The following is a 22,759-nucleotide window of genomic DNA, read 5'->3' on the forward strand; positions in this document are numbered from 1 at the left end:
GAATTACATTTTATAGCATATGGTGAATATCAATAGTTTGCATACTTTGTTTAACTCTCTAATATTAAAAGAATAACATTTCAGACAATTCTCTTAATGACAAAGATTTCAGACTGCTTGACTTGCTTTGTCAGTACTACCGGTGATGAATAAGGACGATGTGGTATGCAGCTTGGATGTAATAAGGTCACTAGGCTTTTTGGTAAGTCTTACATTCCCCTGGCTATTGTCATCATGGTTATGATTTCGGTCGTTTATTATATCGATGACAAATCCCGTTCAGATCTGCTTAAGAGTGAAGAATTTCAAATTATTCAGCAACAGGAGAAAATTATCCTGCATGAAGTTGAGCATGTCACGACGGACTTGAGGGTATTGTCTAACAACTACTTTCTTAAGCAATACCACCGGGGAGACAAGCTGGATATTTTACCTGTTGAGTATGAATTTCTGGTGCTGATTAAAGAAAAAGAAGAATACGATCAGATTCGTTTTATTGCTGCTGACGGTAGGGAGAAAGTCAGGGTGAACAGAAATGCCGGCCAGGTTTATGTTACTCCTGAAAGTCAGTTACAAAATAAATCGGAGCGGTATTATTTTAAGAATACGATTCAGCTGAATCAGGGAGAAATGTTTATCTCCCCTTTTGATTTAAATATTGAAAATGGCCGGATTGAGTTACCGGTTAAATCTGTACTACGCTTTGCTATGCCGGTTTTTAATTCATCTGGTGTAAAAATCGGTATTGTTATTATCAATTATACCGGTTCTGATATTCTTGAATTACTTAACGGACTGGGTGAAAATAAAATTGGTATTACTCTGTTACTTAACCGGAACAGTTATTATTTAAGAGGCTTTAGCCCGGATGACGAGTGGGGCTTTATGTTCCCGGGAAAAGAGGATGTAAATTTCAAAGCAGAGTTTCCGGTTGCCTGGAGGAAAATACTGAGTAAGAAACAAGGGCAATTTATTGATAATGATGGATTGTTTACTTATTCCATTATATATCCGTTATCTGATGGCGTACATTATCATACGGGAATGTCTGAGACTCGCAAGACAGGGGCAGTACAGCATGCCACTCATGATTTTTTCTGGGTACTGATTTCTTATGTTACTCCGGTTAAGCTGAAGTCCCGGGGCTGGGTATTGTATCTTGTTAGTGGAGCTTTTATGCTGGTGATTCTTGGTTTCTATTCATGGAAAACCGCCCAGGCCAATTGTCAACGAATTGAAGCGGAAAAAGAGCTGGAACAGCAAGCTACCCACGATGACCTGACACATTTGCCTAACCGTAAACTTTTGTATGACCGGCTGGAACAAACACTTGCTCAGGCAGAAAGGCAGAAGTTTCCATTTGCTTTGTTTTTTATTGATCTGGATAACTTTAAACCGGTTAATGATACATATGGTCATGAAGCCGGAGACATTGTTCTGCAGCAAACCGCATTGAGAATGCAGAGAGTGTTACGTAAGTCTGATACTCTCGCACGGGTTGGTGGTGATGAATTTGTTGTTTTAATCCCGGATATCGGTGATGTGGATGATCTCGACATTATTGCGAAGAAATTAATCTCGGTTGTTAATGCACCGGTACTGATCAAATCAGACAGAGGCGTGATCGATCAGTTTATAGGGGCCAGCATCGGAATCAGTCTTTACCCTGAAAATGGCCGGGATGCGGATATCCTGATGAATGCCGCAGATAAGGCAATGTATAAGGCAAAACAATCCGGACGAAATCGTTTTTATCAAGCCGGATAATTTGTCAGGGGGCTAAGCGTTGTTATGATCTTACGGCTACTTTTTTTTCCTGAATCGGTTATACGTGTGGTAGCTGAGAGATAATATTGTGCCCCAGATTAATCCCGTTAAGTGAGCCTGAATAGCGACTGGAGCCTGGATTAACTCCTGGGTATACGTCGCCGGACCCATAAGTTGTTCCCAGATGACTTTGGCTGTTACACCTGCAACCAGTATCCAGCTATGGCGGTGGCCATGTAAATACTCTTGTAAGGCAAGATACATAAATACGCCATGTAATGTACCGGAAAGGCCGACGTATTGCTGTAGAGATGTGAACATCAATCCGAAGCCCACGCCCAGACTAATTAGTATTGTAATGGCAAAATAATGGCAGGCCGATGGCCGGAATATTAGGGCAATCAACCATAATGCGGCCAAATTCATAATGCAATGTTCAGGGTTGGTATGAGCAAAGTTTCCTGTTAGGATGCGCCACCACTGGCCTGTTGAGATGGATGTTTTATCCCAGACAAAAAACGATGTTGCCGGTTCGAAAAGTGCAATCACGCTTGGTATGCTTAACAGGGTTAAAATGGAATAAAGGTTCACATGTCTTCTCGTTATTGTTCTCAGTGTGGTAAAGCGCTAAAAGCCTGTATTTGTCAGTATATTATGCCGCTGAAATCAGAGGTGGAACTGATCATACTACAACATCCTACAGAAGCGCACCGTCCGATGGGAACAGCCAGAATTCTGAGCTTATCTCTTAACCATCATTATCACATCGTCGGTGAAAATTTTTCAGATAATAACGAGTTGAATCAGTTGTTGGAAGATACAAACTACCGGCACTATATTCTTTATCCTAATGAAAATGCCCGGGAAGTGGACGCTCATAAAATCATACTGGGAGAGAATAAGAAAAAAATACGGATCATTCTCCTTGATGGAACTTGGAAAAAAGCGTTTAAGATGTGGCAACTCTCCGCAAATTTGAAAGCGTTGCCATCTTTAAAATTGCCAGTGGATCTTAAGGGGAACTACCGAATCCGAAAAGCGCCCGGATCAAACAGCCTGTCGACAGTGGAAGCCGGGTTTCATATCTTAACCCTGTTACAGCCAGATAAAGATTTCACATCATTACTCAGAACATTCGATCAAATGATTGATTTTCAGATTAGTCAGATGCCTTCCGGGGTTTATGAGCGCAATTATCTTAAAGACTAATTTTATCAGTCATTGCGGGATGAAAATAATTCCTGATGCAGGCGTTGGGCGTAAGCATCGGTCATCGCTGCAATATAATCACAGATTATACGCATTCCCTGACTTGCCTGTTTTTCTGCATCACGCCATTTATCCTGTGTGGATTCAGGGAGTAATCGTTCGGGTGCAGTGGTTAACGCCTCGAATAAGTCCATAATAATTTGCTGTCCCTTATATTCAAAACGCTGAACTTTAGGAATATGTATTACATACTGACTGACAAAAGATTTCAGAACACTAAGAATCTGAGACATGGATGGAGTGAGATACGCATTATAAGCAAGCAGAGGGAATGTGAAGTGGCCACTGACCGGATGGATTTCCACACTGGTAAGTAAAGCATTGACCAGACTGCCAATCGCATCTTTGCGCAGAAAGTGCTTGCCGGAAAATAGATGATCCGTAATCAGTGGTAGGTTGTCATTCAGCCATTCATCATTGCAGTCCCGTAATGCCGGATAGGCTGATAACATCCATCGGTCCCGGTCTATAATCCCCAGAACAATGGCATCCTCCAGATCATGAACGCCATAAGCAATGTCATCGGCCAGCTCCATGATAGAAGCATCCAGAGATTTAAACTTTGTTCTGGCATGTTCGTATGGCGATGAAACCACGGTTCGGTGAACCGAGAGTTCTGCTTTGTCCTGACTGGACAGTGGGTCAAGAACCCAGTCAAAAACTGTGTGGTCACAGTCAAAAATACCTTTTGCAGGTGTCCAGTCATCGGCTTTTAGTTGTCTCTGGTGGCGGACGGCATCAGGATGTTTTCTCGCCTGAACCTGACTGAGTAATGCCGGATACTTCATTAAACCGAGCAATGTCCTCCGGGCTAAATTCATCCCATGATGTTCAGTGTATGGTTCAAGGCAGGTTACGATACGGAAAGTCTGGGCATTGCCTTCAAAACCGCCATTTTCTCTCATTACGTAGTTCAGTGCGATTTCGCCACCATGCCCGTATGTAAAAGAACACCCACTTAAATATCAAAAAATGTATGTAATATTGTAAATAGTTACTACACTTAAAAAAGTTATTAGTGAGAAGAGTGAGTATGATTCATTTTCAAAGTGAGAAATTTAAAACTATGTTGTTCTGTGATGACAGGGGAATTCCTCTAATCATGCCAGACCTATTTTTGTACTCGCTCAATAGAAATAAGAATGTCTATGAAGCAACTTGGTCTACCTCCCTAGATCAGCGTCGTGTTAAAACTGTAGAGTTGAAAACTGTAAGAGTCAGCAATAAGACGATTATTGAATGTTCTTATGAATTGAGAAAGTTTCTATTATGGTTAAATGAATTCAGTGAAAACAAAAATCATATCTCTCTTGATAAACATCACAATTTGCCAGAGGAAATTCTAAATTATTATGTAAATGACATTCTAATATTTGATAAAAGTAAAAGTGAAAAAATGGTTGAAAAATCCGTCAGCGCTCTCAGATGTTATTACAACTACCTTACTTATCACGGGTTTACAAGCTTTAAAAACATAGAAATGAAAGGTGCTAATAGAGGGATTGCAAGAGATAATGCTCGAAAACGTAATGTTGTTAAATATCTATCTACGAGATTACGAGCTGAATTATTTGCTAATGCACATACATTGAGAGAAGAATGCTTGTTGAGAGCTGGAGCTGAGTGCGGCGTAAGAACTGAGGAAAATACGGGTTTTTTGCTAGAAGATTTCAAACTGGGAACTACTGTATACCGTGGTATGAAATCTCTTTTCAAACTGCTAGATGATAAGTCTTTTAACGACAAACAAGAATTTGAATATTGGTTGCAAGGAAAATATTCCAAATCACGAAAAAATGGCCAAGGAGGAAAATCGCGATGGATTTATATTCCAAGAGATGTATTGCAGCGATTCAAGCTATATTTTGAATCAGAACGGCCAGATTGTTGTCATAATAGCTTATTTGTAACAGCTTCATCAAATGGCATAGTTCGTCCAATTGCAGGCTATCAAGCTACTAGAGATTTCGCGTTAGTTAGAGAACGAGTGATACAAAAGCAAAATCAAGGGTTACTTCATAATAGCATGGACGTACTACAACAAGGACACACATATCACATTCTTAGGCATTCGTTTGGCACGGATACATTTTATGAAATAGCGGAGGAGAATGGTTTGAAAATTGAAAATGTAACGGCAATGGACAAACCATATTTAGTTGTCGCCGAATTACTTGGCCATGAAACTGATGGGAAATATGCACCTCGGACGACAAGAACATATATTAGGTCGGTAAAAGAGAAGATGAGACAAGAAAATATTGAGTATTGCTTATGAATGATAAAGTTCTGGATGATAATTTAATTAAACAGCAAGATTTAATGCTTTCAGAATTCAAATTAAATCAAAAGGTAACAAATCTTACTTTTGAGCCGTTAAATGTACTTAAATTTGTTGTTCCTAGCTACAAAGGCTCCATGGAACGAATCATTGAATTAAAAGAAAATGCTACTCATGAAGAGCGTCTTATATTCTCCGCATTATATACGTCTAACTACATTACATTTGTTTTGGATAAAGGAACTCTATCTGCACGACAGACATTGTCAAACATTGTTCCTAAATTTATAGATTTTCTTAATAAGACTGATTTTGAAATATTTGATAGGGTAAATATATTCAAAAAGTTTGAAGCATTTAGAGTCAAAAATGATGGAATAAAAACGCAAAGTACCGGACTTAAAGATTTGATTAGACTTCTAAACGATGCTCTTAACTATACTCCATTCGGAAGCGATTATTTGAACCCGAGTGACTATAGATACTTAGATTTACTTAGCAAAACCAAACCAGCAGCGAGTGATGAAAGAGTTCAAACTACACTTACGGACTATTTTGGTTTCCATTCTTGGTTAATTCGAGATGACGTAGGTGTCGGTATAGAACTTTATGAAAGAGTTAAATCACCAAAATTATTGATGTCTTCATTTCTGGTGACCATTAGCACAGCATTGACGCAAATTAATACTTCTAAACACGCTTTAATCGAAGTGTTTAAATCTGCAAATATAACAGTAGATGATTTTCCTTCTTTAACCCCGGTTCCTAAAGCTAGCGATTATGATCAAGGTAAGGATAACAAACAGTTTAAGAAGGATTGTGCCGCACATAAAGTTGAGACTCTTAATTTCAAAAGAGATTTTTTCTTTAAGCTGTGGTCGGTTTTGCATAATGTTGAACGTACTGAAAGTATAGATATAGCGGTTGAATCTCTAATCTATTCACAGTGTACTGAAGTTGCTATAAATTTTGCAAAAGAGTCTTTTTGGGAAAATGGTTTAATCCCGCAACAAACTACAAAGATTACTAAAAAAGTAGTTACCATTTTTAAGCAGGCTACAGATAATTCGTTATTGTTCACACCTGATTTTGTACTCAAGTTATTAGAATTTATTAATTCAGATGATGAAAAAGTTCCTATCAGCTTTGGGGAAAATTATCTATTCTCGTTGCTTATGGCATATCAAACAGTTCCCCATTCCGATATTCCTCGTATTAAATCAAGTGATTTTAGACTTTCAAGGAGACAGAATGGTGAAGTTATCTCGATAGAGTCGGATTACTTTAAATCTCGAGCAAGAGCTGTTCATGAGATCGAGACTGTACGTGCTTCGTCAAACCTTGGCAAAGCTATCCTTTGTTACTTAAAGGATAAAACCGGTAATTTTACTGTTGAAACAAAACTGGTAGATGATACCAACAACGCGCTTCAAGCCAAGCTTGGGCCAACTTCATCAATTTCTGTTTTCTATAGTTATCTAGCTCGGTCTTCAATAAGAAACATCATTGATTACAGACTAAATGATGCTAAATGTTCCCCGGTTTTTATTGAGTGTACCCTCTTCATTTGTAAAATTGGTATTAGAAAAGATATATATGAGAGAACTGGAGAAGACTGGGCTTTAAATTGTGAGACGCCATGCGTTACACGAATTTTTAGTTCCGAAGCTATTAAAAACACCAGAGTTCACTCCGAAAGTGATTCTTTTTATCCGACTAAAATAACAAACTATCTTTCCCATACTAATGAAACGGAGCGGGCGAATTATTTAAATGAACAAAATCATACATGGGAAAACAACTGTTGCCGAGCGACTCGCTTAGTAATGAACGATCTCGAATTAAATGTACTAAGACCCAGCCGTTCTGATATTGAAATGTATAATCAAGATATTAATTCAGTCTTATTGCTTGTTACTACTAGAGCTGAGAGTACATTATCCCGACTCAAAGTTGTAGCTAATACAAATGAGGGTAAAGTCGATGAGCTGGGTTTTCTATATGACCGTGATTTTGTGGATGGTGATTTACCCGATACAATCTATTTAACAAATACTCCTGAGACAGTTTTAAAACTATTACATTACGTTTCTGAGCTTGAACGGTGTCATACTCGACTCTTGGAACGTTCTCCTGAGTTCCTTTTTTTTAATGCTCTTCCTACCGCCGAGTGGATCGAGACTGTTTTCTCTAACCGATTATTTTTCCGTGAGACAGTTACTGAAGGACAGATACTTTATGCTAAGACGAAAGAGCATTTGCCTCCGCTATTTACCGCATATACAGGAGGTTACTAATGTTATATTCAGAATTTCACTCAGATGCAAGTGACAAAAGTAAGAGAGCATTTTTACGTGAATGTAATGATATGCTCAGAAAGATTGATCCAACTTCTAAAGCCAAAGTTGAAAAAGATGAATGGACAATTCCATTTTCAAAAATGGAAGATAATAAGTCTTCTAATCTCAACGTTACTCTTAACTTTTCTGACTTTAAACGAGACGCTTTGAAATTCAAAGATTATTTTTCCATTCAACTCAATAATAATGAATCCGTTGTCGTGAATGCGTTAGGTTTTTCTAAGTGGTTTTTATTGAAAATTATTTCTGATAAATCGTTAAGTTATCGTAGTAAGTGGGTACTGGATATTTTGAAAATGCAATTTGCGTTTTTAACTGAGCGGCTATCTACGGACCTGAATGAGTCAAATTTAGAAGATTTCTTTAGCCTGCTTTTGACTCATGATTTTGAAAATGGTGGCTTTATTCGAAGGCTCTCTGCACCCGCTTATGCATCAAGACTTAAATTTGTCAATTTGGTGGAGTCTGCAAGGATTTTGAGATCATACGGTATAGAAGAACTTGTTGGAAACCTCACTAGCTTAGAAATTAATACCGCGCTTAATGAAGCATGTTTAGCACAAATAGATATGACCTTAGCTGACTATAAAGAGGGAGGGTCATTTGATTTTCTTACACTTGATGTTGGTCGTTATTACATTGATTATTGCGCAAGTTTCTTTGAAGCACATGTTGCATTTTCTACTGCATTATCAAATGCTTTAGTGGATGTTGGATTAAATGTCAGTGAAAGTGGAAATTCTAATAAGTGGAATGACTGTTTAGATTTTTCTACAACAACATTATTAACTAGTAAATTGGTAAAGCAGTTTAGGGGCCACTACAACAATATTGTTTATGAAAGAACTGCTTTTAATTTATCTACAATAGAGCAGATAACTTCAGAATTAGGGCTTGATCCAAATCGTTTCGATACATATGAGTTTGTACGAGCAATGCTATATTCGAAGTTTTACGAGCCTAAATTAAAAAAGCGAGAGTTCATTTTAGCTGAGTATCTTGCTACTTTGAAAAATGAATCGACTGATGAAATTGTAAACTTTACTTTAGCTGACTTTGATTCGGTGTGTGATAATTTACTTTTACAAATGAAGATTGATGAATCAGAGTCAGTTGCTTTACTTATTCGCTATGCAACTAAGTTTAATCTAACAAATCGCTTAACTGTAGAAAAATTTTTATTAGATGTGGAGTCGGCGGGTATCACATTTTTTGTTGCGTTGACTGGCTGGAGACGGGGGGAGTATGGGTTTACAGTTGCAGCGTTAAAATCTGAAGTGAACAAAGATATTAAAGATGCGGTGTATACCCCTTTTCGCTTCTACTTGAAGTGGATATCACCAAAGACAAATGGTGATACGTTGCTAAGAAGAGAGATTACTCTTTCGGCTAGTGTTTTAGTTAGGCAGTTAGATGCACTGACGAAAAATGAAAGTAACTTTTTTGCAATGTCATCTAAACCTAGGAAAGAATCTACCGATATTGGTCAAATTATTTACGATGCAGTAACAAGACTCTGGTTTTATTTTCCATTTAAATATCAATTATTTAATGATTTAGATAATCTTCAATGTATTGATGGCTCGGTCGAGTTTAAATCAGGGGTAGGAAAAAAACAGTATCTTGAGCTTAAGAAAAAGTACAACTTGGAAAATGGACTTGTGAAAGACCTAATTTCATTAAGAGACAAGCTTAGAAATGATGTTACATTGCAAGAGTTGTCTGTACGTTCTTATTCGATTAATAAAAGTACTGTGCGGTTTGAAGAAACTCTCAATCGCTTTATTAATAACACCCTAGATGAAGCAGATAGAATGTTATTAGAAAGAAATTTATCTCAGGATACATTAACTGCACTCAATTCTATTAAGTTAACAATGGATGTCGTCGCGAGTATTAAGAACGAACTTTTAGCTGATACATATTCCGTAAGCCCTCATGCATTAAGACATATTTGGGCTGAATCAGTATTGCGTCGATATAAAGGTGACGTAGGGAAGTTTATTCGCGCAAACTTTAAACATATCGATGAGCGTTTTTTTATGGCCTATCTGAGAAATAAAGAAGCAAAATCGATAATGGATATAGCTAAACGTACAACTATTAACTCTGTTGTCAGACACCGTATTAAAAGTCTGAAAGATGAAAAACGTGTTTATTCAGGAGGGTTCGATAGATTCATTAACAAGGCTGCTAAGATTACTAAAGTACTTACTCAGAGTGAGTATGAGAGTTTATCAAATGATATTGCTGAAAGCAGAATTATTGATATTAGTCCTAAACCGTGGTCTACATGTCTACCTAGAAAGGGAACATCTACCTCTGCTAAATGTTCTGTCGATGGTATATTACAACGATATAACGCGTCCCCCTCACTTTGTTTAGGTTGCATAAATGCGGATATCGAAGAAGGAAATTTTGAGGGAATTGTGATTTATGTGAAACCAGATGTTGAAGCATGCAGAAATCCTGATTTACCCGCTCATTTTAAGAAATATCATTTAGAAACAGTTAAAACGGCATTGAAGCGAGTTTTAGAGCTTGAGGCAGGAAGTAATGTTGAAATGAGGTTTAAGCCATTTATTAATCACCTTCAAGAATCAATAGAAATTGCCAACCGCTCCATTAGGGGGGATTAATGTCAGAAAATTACTATAAACAGTTTCTAGGTGAAGATAACCCTGTAGAAAAAGTCTTGAAATCGGAATCTAAGCAGCCTGAATGGGTTAGTTTTCATCCTACGGCTAAAAAAGCTTACGAGGCTATAAATGAGCTGAAGAATATAAAACTCAGGTACATCAAAGGACATACAAAAAAAACTCATTTTTCAAAAAAATCATTATGGTGCATCACAAAGTCGGAAGTAGCTAACCGACTAGAGGTTAAGCCACAGCCTTTATTCAATAGCAATACATTTTCTTTAGGCTTAGCTAAATATTATGATGAAGTTGTTCAATACCTTAAGTTAGAAGTAGATAAGCAATTGAGCAAAAAGAAAAAAGGATTACAACATCGAACTAAGTCTGAGCTTAAGGAAAGTACGATAGATTTAAATAGTAGACTCGATAATCTTCAAAAAGCTAATTGTGAATACCTTTTTCAACAATTATTAGATGGAATACCTTTGGATATAAAAAGGAAATTGGGGCTTTATTGACTAAATTAGTCCGCGAAGATTTTTACTTATTGAAAATGGACGAGTAGCTAATAATCTCACGAAAAATTTGAGGTACGAATAGGTATGGATTACAACGTAAAATTAAAGCGAGATCGGTTTAGGCCTTCAACAGCACCAAAGGAAACATTTGATGATGAAATGGAGTCCGATAGAGGACGAGCGATAAATTCCGCAGCAGTAAGGCGACTTCAACAAAAAACACAAGTATTCCCACTTGAGTCCAATTCAGCGGTTAGAAGTAGACTTACTCATTCACTCGAAGTTCAACAAGTTGGAAGATTTATTTCAAAACTAATACTGAAAAAGATTAAGCAAAGAGGGGAACTTAAGACACTAGGATTAGATGGCAAAGAAGACGGCTTTATTAGTGCTGTAGAGATAGCTTGCTTGTTACACGATATTGGTAATCCTCCTTTCGGTCATTTTGGTGAAGAAGCTATAAATCATTGGTCTAAGAAAAAGCTAAAAAAGATATTTGTAGATAAGTTTGGGAAAAGTATCACAGATAGTGAAATATTTAAGGATTTAATGATATTCGAAGGGAATGCTCAAGCTATTCGTTTGTTACACAGTATTCAGGAACTAAACTTAACGTTCTCCCAGGTAGCCTGTCTTATCAAATATACCAGGTCTGCTCATGAATCAAAGCCGGGTGAAAATGACGACTTTTTTTACCGAAAGAAAAAGCCAGGATATTATTTTTCTGAAAAGGACTATGTATCGAAACTATGTAATAGTTTGCAAATTGACCTCGGCTGTCGTTTTCCCTTGGCATATATAATGGAAGCTGCTGATGATATTTCTTATTGCATCGCAGACCTTGATGATGCAATAGATAAGAAAATTCTAAACGTAGAGCAGTTGCACGAAGCCATTTGTAACACTTGGCAGTCATTTGGTAGTGAATTGGGCGTCAGTCAGGATATCGTTGATAAAGGATATTTGCCACGAATAGCCCAAGATGCATATGTCAGGTGTGGTTCTGAAACTCACAACAAGAGCCATGCGTACATATTAACTTTACGAACCAAGTTGATTAATGATCTAGCGAACTATGCTTCTGATAGGTATTTGGATAATCATCAGGCGGTTTTTGATGGTTCTTTAGACGAATCTCTCCTTGATGGAAATGATGAATATAATCTGGCCACGGAAACTCTCAAAACAGTAGCTAAAAAGTATGTATTTTCAGCAAAAGAGGTAGAGCGCCTTGAGTTGAAGGGGCACGCTATAATCTCAGGTTTGCTAAATATATATACTCCACTTTTAGAGTTAGGCTTTGATGAGTTTAAAGTGCTTTCTACAAATGATGTTCTGAAATCTTACCAAGTCGAGACTCGTTTGTACCATGGTTTATCTAATAAACAAAAACGTATGTATATTGACAGCACAAAATATTTGTTTGATAAAGAGAATATTAGTGAACATGAGCAAGCACTTGAACTTTACTTTCGAGCACGCTTGTTAATTGATTATGTTAGTGGAATGACAGATCGGTTTGCTTTAGAGGAATATCGAAGCTTGTCCGCTATTGGTTAGTTACATGCGATGGATGTGAATTTTATAGTTAGGAGGACTAAAGCTATGCAATCTGTGATTATGGAATTTAAAGGAAATATAGATCAATTAATATGAATTAGTCTTAATGCAATCTGTCATTTTCGTTACCTCGATGTGGCTAGATCTGACAGGTTGCCCTAAATCGGTTCTGCCCCATTTTGTTTTTCGATCATGCCCAAATTCGTGGGATTTCGCCTTCTTCAGTACACGTATGTTATGAATTTGGTTGACTATTTTCCTTCAAGTGTCATGATGAATCTTATTAGGACGACATGTTCCACCTTTGTATTCATTATCTTAAATTTTAGTTAATTAATCAGTCAGTTACTGCCATCATGTCCATATTTTATCTCTGCCAAGTGTGGGCATTGTCCGTTGAAAAAAGACTGTTATGTTACTCAAAAAAATGGCGAGGATATTATGTTAGAAATTATAGGGAAGTATCTTTTAGACGAAGATAGTCCCCTGAAACGAGCTAAGTTTATAGATGGGAGATTTACTTATATTCCCGAAAGTAATGTGGATAATTATATTATAGAATGTGGAAAGGCAGTGGCTGCTATAGATCATGCGGTAGATAAATCAAAGCAGTGCTTAAGTTTAATAAACTATGAATACATACGTTTAATCAATAACGATGAATATAATCTAGCAGATTACATAGAATTCCATATAGAGAATTATATTATTCGCACTCATTCTATTTACGATAGAACTCTAATATTTATTAATAAGCTATTGCAGCTTGGTATAGATAATTCCCATATTGGGCATGAACTATTAGTTAGTAATGAAAATGTGAAGAAATATAAAATCAATGAAAGCATGAAGAGTCTGAAAAAAAGATTTAAAAAATACCATAATATTAGAAATATGATTATTCATCATGATAAATATAATGATGAAGAGTTCGAGGAAATCAGCTTATACCATAAAACTAATGAACTGTTGGAAAGAAATAATCAAAAAGAAATGATTAATAAAGAAGTTCTAGATTTTGTGACAGAAGACTATCTTAAAGAAAAGCTACAAGAGTTGTCTTCTAACTTAGATAGTATATTAGAACAATTAGTGATCTTATTGGAACAGTCGTTTGAAGTATATGAAGGTAAGAAGCGTCAACTAAAAGTAACATAACAAGACGAAGCAATTGACAAAATACATGTCACGAATTTTGCTTCGCAAAATATAGTGCCAAGTATTTTGCAACTGTTCTTTGCGTTATGTTTTTTACAAATGGAGAGAACAAATGGATAAAATATTCAATTTGTCCAACGTTTCAGAAACTGAAAAGAAAGAAATGTTGGAGAATAAAGTCGATTTCAGTAAAAAAAATAGTCAAATAGCTTCAGAAAGTAGAAAGAATAGTAAAAGTGGCAAGTGTTTGTATTGCAAAAAAACAACAACAAGTTATTGCAACTCTCACTCAATTCCAGCGTCATTTTTGAGGAACATTGCTAATGGTGGAAAGTTATTAGCTCACGGTGGGTTAATTGATCTTCCTTTGTTAAATGCAGAATCTGGAGTAAATAATGCAGGCACTTTCCAAGTTATCTGTAGAGATTGCGATGGGAAAATTTTTAGTAATTACGAAAGTAAAGCTACTTACGACAGTGAAATTAAGCAAAAAACGCTTGCTCAGATCGCAATGAAAAACTATCTAAAAGCTGTTAGCCAAAGAGCATTTGAAATAGCGTTTCATGATCATCTATCAGATGATTCCGGTATTGACCTAAGTTCGATCAATAATATCAAAGATATTGACCTAAAAGAGAATGTCCGAGGCTTTGAGCGTGCAAAAAAGGTAGACGCGAAATGTGTGCAAGATGAATACTACTTATTTTTCTATGAAAAGCTCAATTACGTCGTACCTATTGCATTTCAGCATAAAATAGCACTTGCAGTGGATTTGGAAGGAAATGTTATAAATGATCTTTATAATCATGATCCTAAATATAAAATGCAACATTTGCACCTAGCCGTTTTTCCTCTTGAAGAGACCAGTATTGTTATGATGTTTATAGACAAAAACGATACTAGATATCGTCAGTTTATCCGTCAATTTAACAAGTTAGCACTAGAAGATAAGTTGGCATTATCCAATTACATGATCTTCTTATATTCGGAAGACTTCTTCCTTTCGACTTCACTTGATGAAGAAATTGTTAACGATGAAACTCTTAAACGTGTTTCAGGCAGCCTAGGTTTTGCACTTATTGGTCGAAATCCTATAGACAGTCTTAAAGAGAACTATAAACTATCTGAATTCAAAGATATTCCTAACTTTTTATCTCAAGATCTTTCAGTAGAGCGAAAATAAAACATAATAGACGTTGGTCTCTATAGGAGAATTTTATGAATCGCAATGAAAAGTTTGAAATTGGAAATGATCCTACTCTTTCCTTAGATACCAAAATTTCAAAGCTATATAGTGGTTCTCAAGTGACTCGGGCGTTAATCGGAGGAGTTCCTTGGGTTGGTACATATATAGATAATGTACTTACCGACAAGGCTCAGGGTTTTGCTCAAAAGCGTTTAGAAGCATATATATCTGAGCTATCAGCTCAAGTTGAGGAGTTGAAACTTCAATCGATTGCTCAAGATGATGAAGTGATATTTGATTTGTTTCAATCATCACTTGATAAAGTGGCAAAAACGAAATCAAGCGAAAAGATAAAACGATTTGCCAGTTTATCTGCTTCATGTCTAAATGGAGAGTGTTCATGGGATGAAACTGAAGCAGCACTGAATCTGGTCAATGAGTTATCTGATATCCAAATGGAAATACTGAAAATCGCTCATCAGAGCAACGGGTACATATTAGTGGAAAAAATTCCTACAGTTTTGACCTCACTAACTAAGTCATCTTCCATGTTATTTTGTGCTGATCTCGTATCAAAAGGGTTACTAAAAGATCAAGGTGTATCTCATTTTGATACAGGAGCAATTGAAATGCTCTCATCGACAGAACTAAATGACTGGTTTCTAAAAAGGGTTCGTAGCTTGAGCAGTACCGAGACATAACAAGGCGTTACTAGGTCTTGCGCTAAAACAAAATTGTCCAACTCCGGTTTTCAGAGCTGACAGCCAAAATCAAAATTGCCCCATTTCATTTTGCGATTATGCTAAACCCCGTGGAATTTCCCCTTTCTCTAACACACATGCTCTATATGTTTGGTTGACTATTTTTCTTCAAGTGTCATGATGAATCCTATTAGGACAACATGTTTCACATTTGTATTCATTATCTGAAATCTTGGGCAATTAATCAGGCTATTACAGTCGTCATGTCTATATTTAATCTCTGCAAAATGTGGACATTGTCCGTTGAAAAAGGACTGTTAAATACCTAAAGGAGTAAAGATGTCCCTCATCGCTAACACACCTAAGCCGCCATACTACGCGGTAATTTTTACATCTCACCGCACTGAAGGTGATAGCGGTTATGGCAAAATGGCAGATCGAATGGTCGAACTAGCATCAAAACAACCAGGTTTTTTGGGCGTGGAATCGGCACGAGAGGATGTTGGAATTACTGTTTCATATTGGTCAGATCTTGAGTCCATAAGGCAGTGGAAGGCAAATGCAGAGCACCAAGAAGCCCAAAAGCTTGGTCATGACAAATGGTATTCATCATTCAAAACCCGTATATCGAAGGTAGAGCGCGACTACGGTATTTAACAAACCAATTAATCCGACCTCAATACGCTGCGCTCCTTTCGCGGCTTGTTGGGGCATTACTGAATTTTAGTCCTAGATCGAAAATGTCCAAAAATGTACTGGTGCTGATCTCGGCAAACACACCTTTGCCCCATTTCCTTTTACGAAATAATTAATTTAGGTATTGTCTAAACATAATCCTATAATTCAGGTAATAATTTAATACTGGCGTCATTGCATAATAGTGATGAGTAAGCCTTAAGAGGCTATTAGTTAAGACATTGTCGGTATTTGTGATGCCTTATTGAATAAAATTTTTATTTCTACATGTAAATCAATGCGTTGACAATGTTTAATAAAGTAGCATTTACATTAGGTGGACAATGTCATGTGGACACTGTCCACCTAAGAACTGTTAGTTTCTCTAGGTCAGCGATATGGGAAGAATTGGTAAAAAAATCAGAATGAAATGTTTTAGGAAAATGTTATCTGATTTTATATTAAATAGTATAAGTCTCAGTTCGGAGGAGCTATTTGTGAGTAAAATATATAAGTATTTTAACAATGACGTATTAGATCTGGTATTTGACCGCGATGGATTTTGTGGAGTTAAATGTTCATTACCAAAAGACTATAATGATCCATATGAACTATTTTTGGGAATGGATCTTAATACTCCACCAGAGCTATTAGCATTTTATTATGATGTAATTAGTGAAATTCCTCAAAGCCCTACTACATGTTTTTCATATTCACCAATAGTTTCCCCAATGTGGGCTCATTACGCTAATAACCATTCTGGTTTTGTATTGGAGTTTGACCTAGAGGGTATGCAAGAATATTTTGAAGGTAATCCTATTTGGGATGTAACCTATCGAAAAGAACCTTTAGAACAGTTAAAAAATATTTTAGCACGGGCGGTTGAAACATTAAAACCAAGACATTCGTATGATCTTCAAGAAGCTGTATTTGTAGAGTCCTACTTTTCTAAATACGTGGATTGGAGCTACGAGCAGGAATGCCGTCTCGTAGATTTAAAAAATAAAACAGAAAATATTGCTGGTAATGATATTTTATATATCCCTTATGAATTTATAACATCAATTATTGTTGGTCCTAAATTCCCAGATGATAAAGTTGAAACGTCGAAAAAAATATCGAAAGACGCTGGTTTGGATTGGTATGAATTAAAAATAGGTAAGAGTTATCCGAAACCATACATGATAGATTTTGATAAAAAATCATTTATTTTTAATAACTCAAATATTGTTTCATCTGAACACTGTTGTACAAATTGTTCAGAGCCCTTAGAAGTAGATAGACAGTTATGTGCTTGGTGCAGCATTACCGAAGCTCATAAAAATGATGCTGCTATGAAAAATCCATTCCGAATGTTGAACCAAATTGGAAAATTGGATGAATATATGGATGCTATGGGGAAAGTAGGGCGATAAAAAAGAAACTAACAAATCGCAGCAATTGACGATGATACATGTGGATTTGGCTATATCACTTAGTACATATGAAAATATTTTGACTAACTACTGATTTAAAATAATTGGAGCTATGTTAATGAATGAATTTAACAAAAACAATTCTGATGCTGAAGGTAAAAAATATGACCCTGATGGCCATGAATTAGTTAAAAATCAAAATGTAATTTTTATAATCTTACTCATAATATTCTTTGTTATATTGATTTCAACTTGTACAGATAGTAGTGATTTATCGAGCAGTGATGATGCTGGTGCAATACCAGTTATCATGCTTATGGTATTTGTATTTATTATATTTGGAATTATTAACAACATTACAAAGTACAATCATAAACAAAAAATCGAAAAGGAAAAATTAGAAGAACAAGACAGGGATAGAGAAATGCAGCATAAAATATATATGAATAGTGAGGAAACTATCAAAAGGAGTCATCAAATCATGAAATCAATAAATGAGGCAAGCATTACTGGAGATATAATAATTCAAGGAAATAAAGCGCCTGTTATTATTAACTCAACAATTGTTGATTCGTTTAATAAGATTGGTAAAAATGACCCTGAACTTGCTAATGCCCTGAAGGTATTGGGCGGCTATATCGAAAACTCAAAGGATAAAGCTGCTGGGATAATATTTGATAGTTTACAGGGAGAAATATCGAAAGATGATCGCGATAGTTCCACAATAAAATCATATTGGGATGGATTGATCTCAATATTACCTGAAATAAAGGAGTTGGTTGGTGTTGTCAGTGCAATCACAGGATTGTTTTTATAGTTTTGTCATTTATTGAAATCAGGTTATCCAACTTGTGGTATTAGTGATTGCTGCATATTGGATTTAAGTATGATTACCAAATTCTATTATTATTAAAGATACTTAACAAGGCGTTTCAATTGACAAAATATATGTCACGAATTGTGGTCCCAAAATGTAGTGCCATATATTTTGCAACTGAACTTAGCGTTGATGTGGGAAACACATCGAGTATTCATTTTAGTCTTTGCAATACTAAAAGTAATTCGAAAGCTGGTAATTTACTTCTTCTGCTAAAACGAAATTGTCCAATTATGAGTTATGATATCAGCAGGCCTACTGTGTGATCTAGTCGTGACTAACCAGCGGATATGTAAGATCGAGTATGAGTTACTACAATTAATATTAACCGATGATCATCTTTACTTAATTTTTGGTAAAGAACCTAGGGCGTGTTGATCTTTGCTGTACATATTTTATTCAGCAATACATAGGTAGCCACATTATCGTAAACGCCAGTGATACCATACTGGCGTAATTCCTTGCTAACTTGTCATATCTCGTTGATATTGAACGAAAGTGCTTAATTCTTGCAAAAGCATTCTCAACCAAGTGTCGATACTTATAAAGGCACCAATCAACGCTTTCTTTATCAATATCTTGCCCATAATTTCTCTTTGGTATGATGGTTTCACCGCCTTTTGAGTCAACATATGATCTCAACGCTTCACTGTCATAACCTTTATCAGCGATGAATACATTCACTTCCTTCAGGTGGTTAACGAGGCTTTCAGCACGAGCAATATCATTTCTTTGCCCTTCTGATAGCTCAAAATAGATAGGCAATCCACCACTATCCACGACCAAATGAATTTTGGTTGAGTTACCGCCACGGCTCTTTCCAATGCACTCACTATCTGGTGTTGCTGCACCTGAACTGTGCTGGTGAGCTTTGACTATCGAGCCGTCTGCAAATACCCAGTCATAATCAGAAAGCTTTGATAACTCATTGAATAATATATCTAACAAACCTTTCTTCGACCACAGGTTAAAACGACGATAAACGGCGCTCCAGTCACCAAACTCAGTAGGCAGATCTCGCCAGGGAATACCAGTTCGCAATCGGTAAAGAATGCCTTCAAAGGTCATTCTATGTTCAGATTTGTTATAAATGCGGCCTGTACTCATCATTATTTGAAGTAGCTTTTCCCACCGCTTATCAGTTAGCATTAGTCTCGGCATGGTATCGGGTTGTGTTTTTACTTTTGGCGAAGCAAATTATAACGCTTTACCATGCCGCTCAAAAATTCATCACGAAAGATCAACAGCCCCTAGAGATAAATACTTTGTTGATTTAACGGTTAATCAGCATAAATTTTTTGTTCGGTATTTAGATGCGGATACTCCTTTGATCGCATCTTACCTTCCCAATGGTCGAATAGAAGATGCTATTGAGATCGAAACATGTGTGATTGATGAATTGCAGCGTCTAAATTTTATTCGGAAGGTAGAAATTTATGATGAGGAGGCTGAATCAAGCAGACCTCATAATCATCCTCAGGATTGCTTAGTCACAATTGATATTTCAACGAAAGGAACTGCCCTATGATTTACCTTCTTAGTACATTTGTTATTTGAATTCATAACATTTTTATCCAGCGTTGATTCTAGATATCTATTCTTATCATATCATCAATGCACTTCGGATCTTCTTTAGGTAGTAGATCTAAGATCGAACAATCTAAAGCAGCAGCCACTACATAAACTTTTTCTAAAGTTATTCTTTTCTGGGCTCTTTCTAGTAGTCCGATATAGTTCTTGTCGAAGCTACACAGCAAACTTAGTTTTTGTTGAGAAATGTTTCTTTTAACTCTTTGTTTTTTCAGGTTTTTGGCAAATTCTTTCGCAATTATGTTCATTTTTATTCTTTAGGAAAGTTTGAGTCACCTACAAGTTGTGACCAAAACCCTTTTATGGAACATTTGCGCTATGTGTTTCAACCTACTATAGTAGGTATTTTGAATTGTGGAGATTAATCATGATTGGAGTTAGAGAGCCATTCTATAGCGCTCTGATGAATTTCACTGAAGGCGTATTTTTCATAGATGAATTTATATTAGAGATCAAACAGGTGTGTGCTCTCAACGGTGAGGAAATTATCGTTAGTGATAAAGAACTAAGACATATGGTTCATAATCAGTTAGCTAGACTTTTAAATCGTGGTCTCCTTATTTTTTGTTCTCACAAGTGGAAGAGAAACGCTCTTTACCAAAAGGTTGACGATTTTAATGAGCATGTCGAGTTACTAACAGGTAATGCTGTTGTTAAAGATTGTACCGAGAAAAAGCATATCGAATACTCTAAAGGTCAGTTGAGCAAGGAGCTTCAAGAAGTCATGGAAAATGCTGCTTCTTTAGAAAAAAGAAAATTGCAGCTCCATGGGCAAACGGAAGGATACCGACTTGCTGGCTCTTTACTTCCTGATATCAAAGACTTACTCGAACAGAAGATTGAGCTTGTAAGCACAGAAGCGGAAAAAATAAACGGAGTTTTATTAGCTCTCAACGATGCTATTGATACAGCAAAGAATCAGAACTTAGCACCTTGATTTGCGATTTCTAATTAATAGTTAGAACCGTTTTGGGAATGTGTAACTAGAGAATGATGACGACTTATTGTAAATCAGCACTACTGATTGAAAATCCTTTACAGATTGAGGAGCTGTTGACTCATTTCGCAAGAGAGTATCTCCGGGCTAAACGTGTAATAAAGTTGGACTACAGGCAGTACACCATTGACGCTGGAGAGAATGACATTAGAGCCGTTGTTATTGATGAAGAAAAAGCTCTGATTGCGTTTTGTTGCCGGTATGCCAAGGACGTTGAGATATATGAGTCAAAAATTAAGCAATTTGCTACCGAGCATCAGTTAAAAATCATTTCTAGAAGTAATAAAAATAATGAGTAAGGGAGATTAGATGAAATTTATTCCAGTTTCCGATCTTCATTTGGATTTTTTCACGATTAGGCGGGATTTTTGGCAAGATTTTGATAATGAAGCAGTATTAATCTTGGCGGGTGATGTCTCGAACTCACTGGCTGGGATAAATTACATAAAAAACGTACTTTGCCCGTACTTTCGTGCCGTTGTTATGGTGGCAGGAAATCATGAATGGTATTCCTGCAAAAACCTTATTGCTGAGTTGGATAACTACACATTCAGTAAACGTTATCAGACTAATGTGGACTATTCGATGGTGATGAAAAACTCGCCATTGGTCCGTTTGAAAGAGCACGCAAACAGAATAGAAAACTTCTATTTTCTAGATAATGAGTCTCTTGTCATTGATAAAAAACTGATTTATGGCGGAACTCTATGGTTCCCCATTCATCTTCTTACCCAAGAAGATATTTTCTGTTATTCATTCTTTATGAATGATGCTAAGTATTTGAATTACCGCGTTATTGAAGAACAGTATAAAGCGTTTATATATAATGCACCGCCAAAGGCAGATATCATCGTTTCTCATCACCTCCCGAATTTACAAGCTTTTGCTTTTCAAAAAGATGCACAAAGTGATATAGCCCAGTTTTATCATGCAAACCTGACGGATGAGTTTGTTAATCGAACTAAATTTTGGCTTGCTGGTCATCACCATCAATCTGTTGAAAAAGAAATCGCAGAGGGTGTCCAATTTATTAGTAATGCAAAAGGCTATCGCCCGATAGCTCCAGGTGTTCTGAAAAACAAAGTCTACAACGTTTAAAGATGAAATATAAAATGACTATGGCAGCGCAACAGGCATTTGATCGGTTGGTTACTAATGACTTCCGTCATGCATCTATCGATGATGTTAAAATAGTAGCAATTGCGATATGGCATGAAGACTTCATTCCTGATGTCAATGACCTTGATTCAGTAGACTCCGCTAAAGCCGCGTGTTACGTAATTGATAAGCTGATGAGATTTAATTGCGTGGATGGCGAACAACAAAAAAAGCTTATCAATGTCTTAAATTCGGTGTCGAGGCGATTTGAACTTATCCCGCTTCTTGATTTAGAAAGGAATCAAGGCTTGGATTTGCTTGCAAGAAAATGGGGACTGAAAAGCGATCTTAAGCTAATGACCAGGAAATTGCTGTACTATCAAACAAGACATTACAAACACACCCCTCTCCATATAAAAGCCAAGCGAATTCCTGGCCGTTATAAAGATCAAGTGTCAATTCCGAGCGACTTTGATGACGAATTCGACATCTTTAAAGATATGATTGAATTTGATCCTGAGTAAGAGGCAGGAGTAGCAACTGGATTCTGACTCTTATCCGTTTGGCTCGAGCACAAATTCGGTTAGGTTGCCTTCTCGGCAAAGGCCGTGATATCACAGGGGATAAAACATCGCGGTTTAAATCTCTGACAAAAACGCTTCTATATC

21 protein-coding genes and 1 pseudogene are annotated in these 22,759 nt (G+C 36.5%); 18 read left to right on the forward strand and 4 right to left on the reverse strand.

All coding sequences use genetic code 11. The features are described from left to right. The first annotated feature begins 165 nt into the window (after positions 1-165). The gene (locus LRQ06_RS12355; RefSeq protein ID WP_232766767.1) at positions 166-1,767 is read left to right on the forward strand and encodes a sensor domain-containing diguanylate cyclase; all 1,602 of its coding nucleotides are present in this window, start codon (positions 166-168) and stop codon (positions 1,765-1,767) included. A 36-nt stretch (positions 1,768-1,803) separates the two neighbouring features. Here LRQ06_RS12355 and rrtA read toward each other — a convergent pair whose 3' ends face one another. After that, entirely contained in the window at positions 1,804-2,358 is a 555-nt protein-coding gene (gene rrtA / locus LRQ06_RS12360) for a rhombosortase (RefSeq protein WP_232766768.1), read from the reverse strand. Here rrtA and LRQ06_RS12365 point away from each other — a divergent pair, their 5' ends adjacent. Further along, positions 2,359-2,976: a tRNA-uridine aminocarboxypropyltransferase gene (locus tag LRQ06_RS12365; RefSeq protein ID WP_232766770.1), complete on the forward strand. Its 618-nt coding sequence runs from the start codon at positions 2,359-2,361 to the stop codon at positions 2,974-2,976. Between the two features lie 5 nt (positions 2,977-2,981). On the opposite strand, the pseudogene LRQ06_RS12370 reads toward LRQ06_RS12365, so the two are convergent. Continuing rightward, positions 2,982-3,977 (reverse strand): annotated as a pseudogene (locus tag LRQ06_RS12370) (anti-phage deoxyguanosine triphosphatase); the annotation flags it as partial. Positions 3,978-4,069: 92 nt separating this feature from the next. Between LRQ06_RS12370 and LRQ06_RS12375 the strand changes: the two are divergent. From LRQ06_RS12375 to LRQ06_RS12425, 11 genes are all read left to right on the forward strand, one after another. After that, positions 4,070-5,314, forward strand: coding sequence for a site-specific integrase (locus LRQ06_RS12375; protein ID WP_232766771.1), 1,245 nt, complete (start codon positions 4,070-4,072; stop codon positions 5,312-5,314). Beyond that, the gene (locus LRQ06_RS12380; RefSeq protein ID WP_232766773.1) at positions 5,311-7,614 is read left to right on the forward strand and encodes a hypothetical protein; all 2,304 of its coding nucleotides are present in this window, start codon (positions 5,311-5,313) and stop codon (positions 7,612-7,614) included. The genes LRQ06_RS12375 and LRQ06_RS12380 overlap by 4 nt, the downstream gene beginning before the upstream one ends. Then, positions 7,614-10,316: a hypothetical protein gene (locus LRQ06_RS12385; protein ID WP_232766775.1), complete on the forward strand. Its 2,703-nt coding sequence runs from the start codon at positions 7,614-7,616 to the stop codon at positions 10,314-10,316. Before LRQ06_RS12380 ends, LRQ06_RS12385 begins: the two co-directional genes overlap by 1 nt. Next, positions 10,316-10,834: a hypothetical protein gene (locus LRQ06_RS12390; RefSeq protein WP_232766778.1), complete on the forward strand. Its 519-nt coding sequence runs from the start codon at positions 10,316-10,318 to the stop codon at positions 10,832-10,834. The genes LRQ06_RS12385 and LRQ06_RS12390 overlap by 1 nt, the downstream gene beginning before the upstream one ends. A gap of 84 nt (positions 10,835-10,918) precedes the next feature. After that, positions 10,919-12,394, forward strand: a complete 1,476-nt coding sequence (gene dgt, locus LRQ06_RS12395) for a dGTPase (protein WP_232766779.1) — start codon at positions 10,919-10,921, stop codon at positions 12,392-12,394. 441 nt (positions 12,395-12,835) lie between these two features. Continuing rightward, positions 12,836-13,552, forward strand: a complete 717-nt coding sequence (locus tag LRQ06_RS12400) for a Cthe_2314 family HEPN domain-containing protein (protein WP_232766781.1) — start codon at positions 12,836-12,838, stop codon at positions 13,550-13,552. Between the two features lie 112 nt (positions 13,553-13,664). After that, the gene (locus LRQ06_RS12405) at positions 13,665-14,735 is read left to right on the forward strand and encodes a hypothetical protein (protein ID WP_232766782.1); all 1,071 of its coding nucleotides are present in this window, start codon (positions 13,665-13,667) and stop codon (positions 14,733-14,735) included. 35 nt (positions 14,736-14,770) lie between these two features. Next, positions 14,771-15,439: a hypothetical protein gene (locus LRQ06_RS12410; RefSeq protein WP_232766784.1), complete on the forward strand. Its 669-nt coding sequence runs from the start codon at positions 14,771-14,773 to the stop codon at positions 15,437-15,439. A gap of 339 nt (positions 15,440-15,778) precedes the next feature. Then, positions 15,779-16,096 carry an antibiotic biosynthesis monooxygenase family protein gene (locus LRQ06_RS12415; protein WP_232766786.1) on the forward strand — a complete coding sequence of 106 codons (318 nt, stop codon included), beginning with the start codon at positions 15,779-15,781 and terminating at the stop codon, positions 16,094-16,096. Between the two features lie 515 nt (positions 16,097-16,611). After that, positions 16,612-17,529: a DUF2971 domain-containing protein gene (locus LRQ06_RS12420; RefSeq protein WP_232766787.1), complete on the forward strand. Its 918-nt coding sequence runs from the start codon at positions 16,612-16,614 to the stop codon at positions 17,527-17,529. Between the two features lie 118 nt (positions 17,530-17,647). Beyond that, positions 17,648-18,346, forward strand: coding sequence for a hypothetical protein (locus LRQ06_RS12425; RefSeq protein WP_232766789.1), 699 nt, complete (start codon positions 17,648-17,650; stop codon positions 18,344-18,346). Between the two features lie 459 nt (positions 18,347-18,805). Here the strand turns inward: LRQ06_RS12425 and LRQ06_RS12430 are convergent, their stop codons facing one another. Beyond that, positions 18,806-19,567 carry an IS5 family transposase gene (locus tag LRQ06_RS12430; RefSeq protein ID WP_232766791.1) on the reverse strand — a complete coding sequence of 254 codons (762 nt, stop codon included), beginning with the start codon at positions 19,565-19,567 and terminating at the stop codon, positions 18,806-18,808. Here LRQ06_RS12430 and LRQ06_RS12435 point away from each other — a divergent pair. Beyond that, on the forward strand, positions 19,566-19,934 hold the full coding sequence (locus LRQ06_RS12435; protein ID WP_232766793.1) for a hypothetical protein: 369 nt from the start codon (positions 19,566-19,568) through the stop codon (positions 19,932-19,934). The genes LRQ06_RS12430 and LRQ06_RS12435 overlap by 2 nt on opposite strands. A 58-nt stretch (positions 19,935-19,992) precedes the next feature. Here LRQ06_RS12435 and LRQ06_RS12440 read toward each other — a convergent pair whose 3' ends face one another. Further along, positions 19,993-20,244, reverse strand: coding sequence for a helix-turn-helix domain-containing protein (locus LRQ06_RS12440; RefSeq protein ID WP_232766795.1), 252 nt, complete (start codon positions 20,242-20,244; stop codon positions 19,993-19,995). Positions 20,245-20,363: 119 nt separating this feature from the next. On the opposite strand from LRQ06_RS12440, the gene LRQ06_RS12445 reads away from it, so the two are divergent. The 4 genes from LRQ06_RS12445 to LRQ06_RS12460 are packed head-to-tail and all read left to right on the forward strand — an operon-like array spanning position 20,364 to position 22,615. Further along, on the forward strand, positions 20,364-20,933 hold the full coding sequence (locus tag LRQ06_RS12445) for a hypothetical protein (RefSeq protein WP_232766796.1): 570 nt from the start codon (positions 20,364-20,366) through the stop codon (positions 20,931-20,933). A 53-nt stretch (positions 20,934-20,986) separates the two neighbouring features. After that, entirely contained in the window at positions 20,987-21,292 is a 306-nt protein-coding gene (locus tag LRQ06_RS12450) for a hypothetical protein (protein WP_232766798.1), read from the forward strand. A gap of 10 nt (positions 21,293-21,302) precedes the next feature. Then, a complete protein-coding gene (locus LRQ06_RS12455; protein WP_232766800.1) occupies positions 21,303-22,091 on the forward strand; it encodes a metallophosphoesterase in 789 nt (262 codons plus the stop codon). 14 nt (positions 22,092-22,105) lie between these two features. After that, positions 22,106-22,615: a hypothetical protein gene (locus tag LRQ06_RS12460; RefSeq protein WP_232766802.1), complete on the forward strand. Its 510-nt coding sequence runs from the start codon at positions 22,106-22,108 to the stop codon at positions 22,613-22,615. The last annotated feature ends 144 nt before the right edge of the window (positions 22,616-22,759 follow it).

It is taken from the genome of Vibrio salinus (genome assembly GCF_021272385.1).
GTDB classification, from domain to species: Bacteria; Pseudomonadota; Gammaproteobacteria; order Enterobacterales; family Vibrionaceae; genus Vibrio; species Vibrio salinus.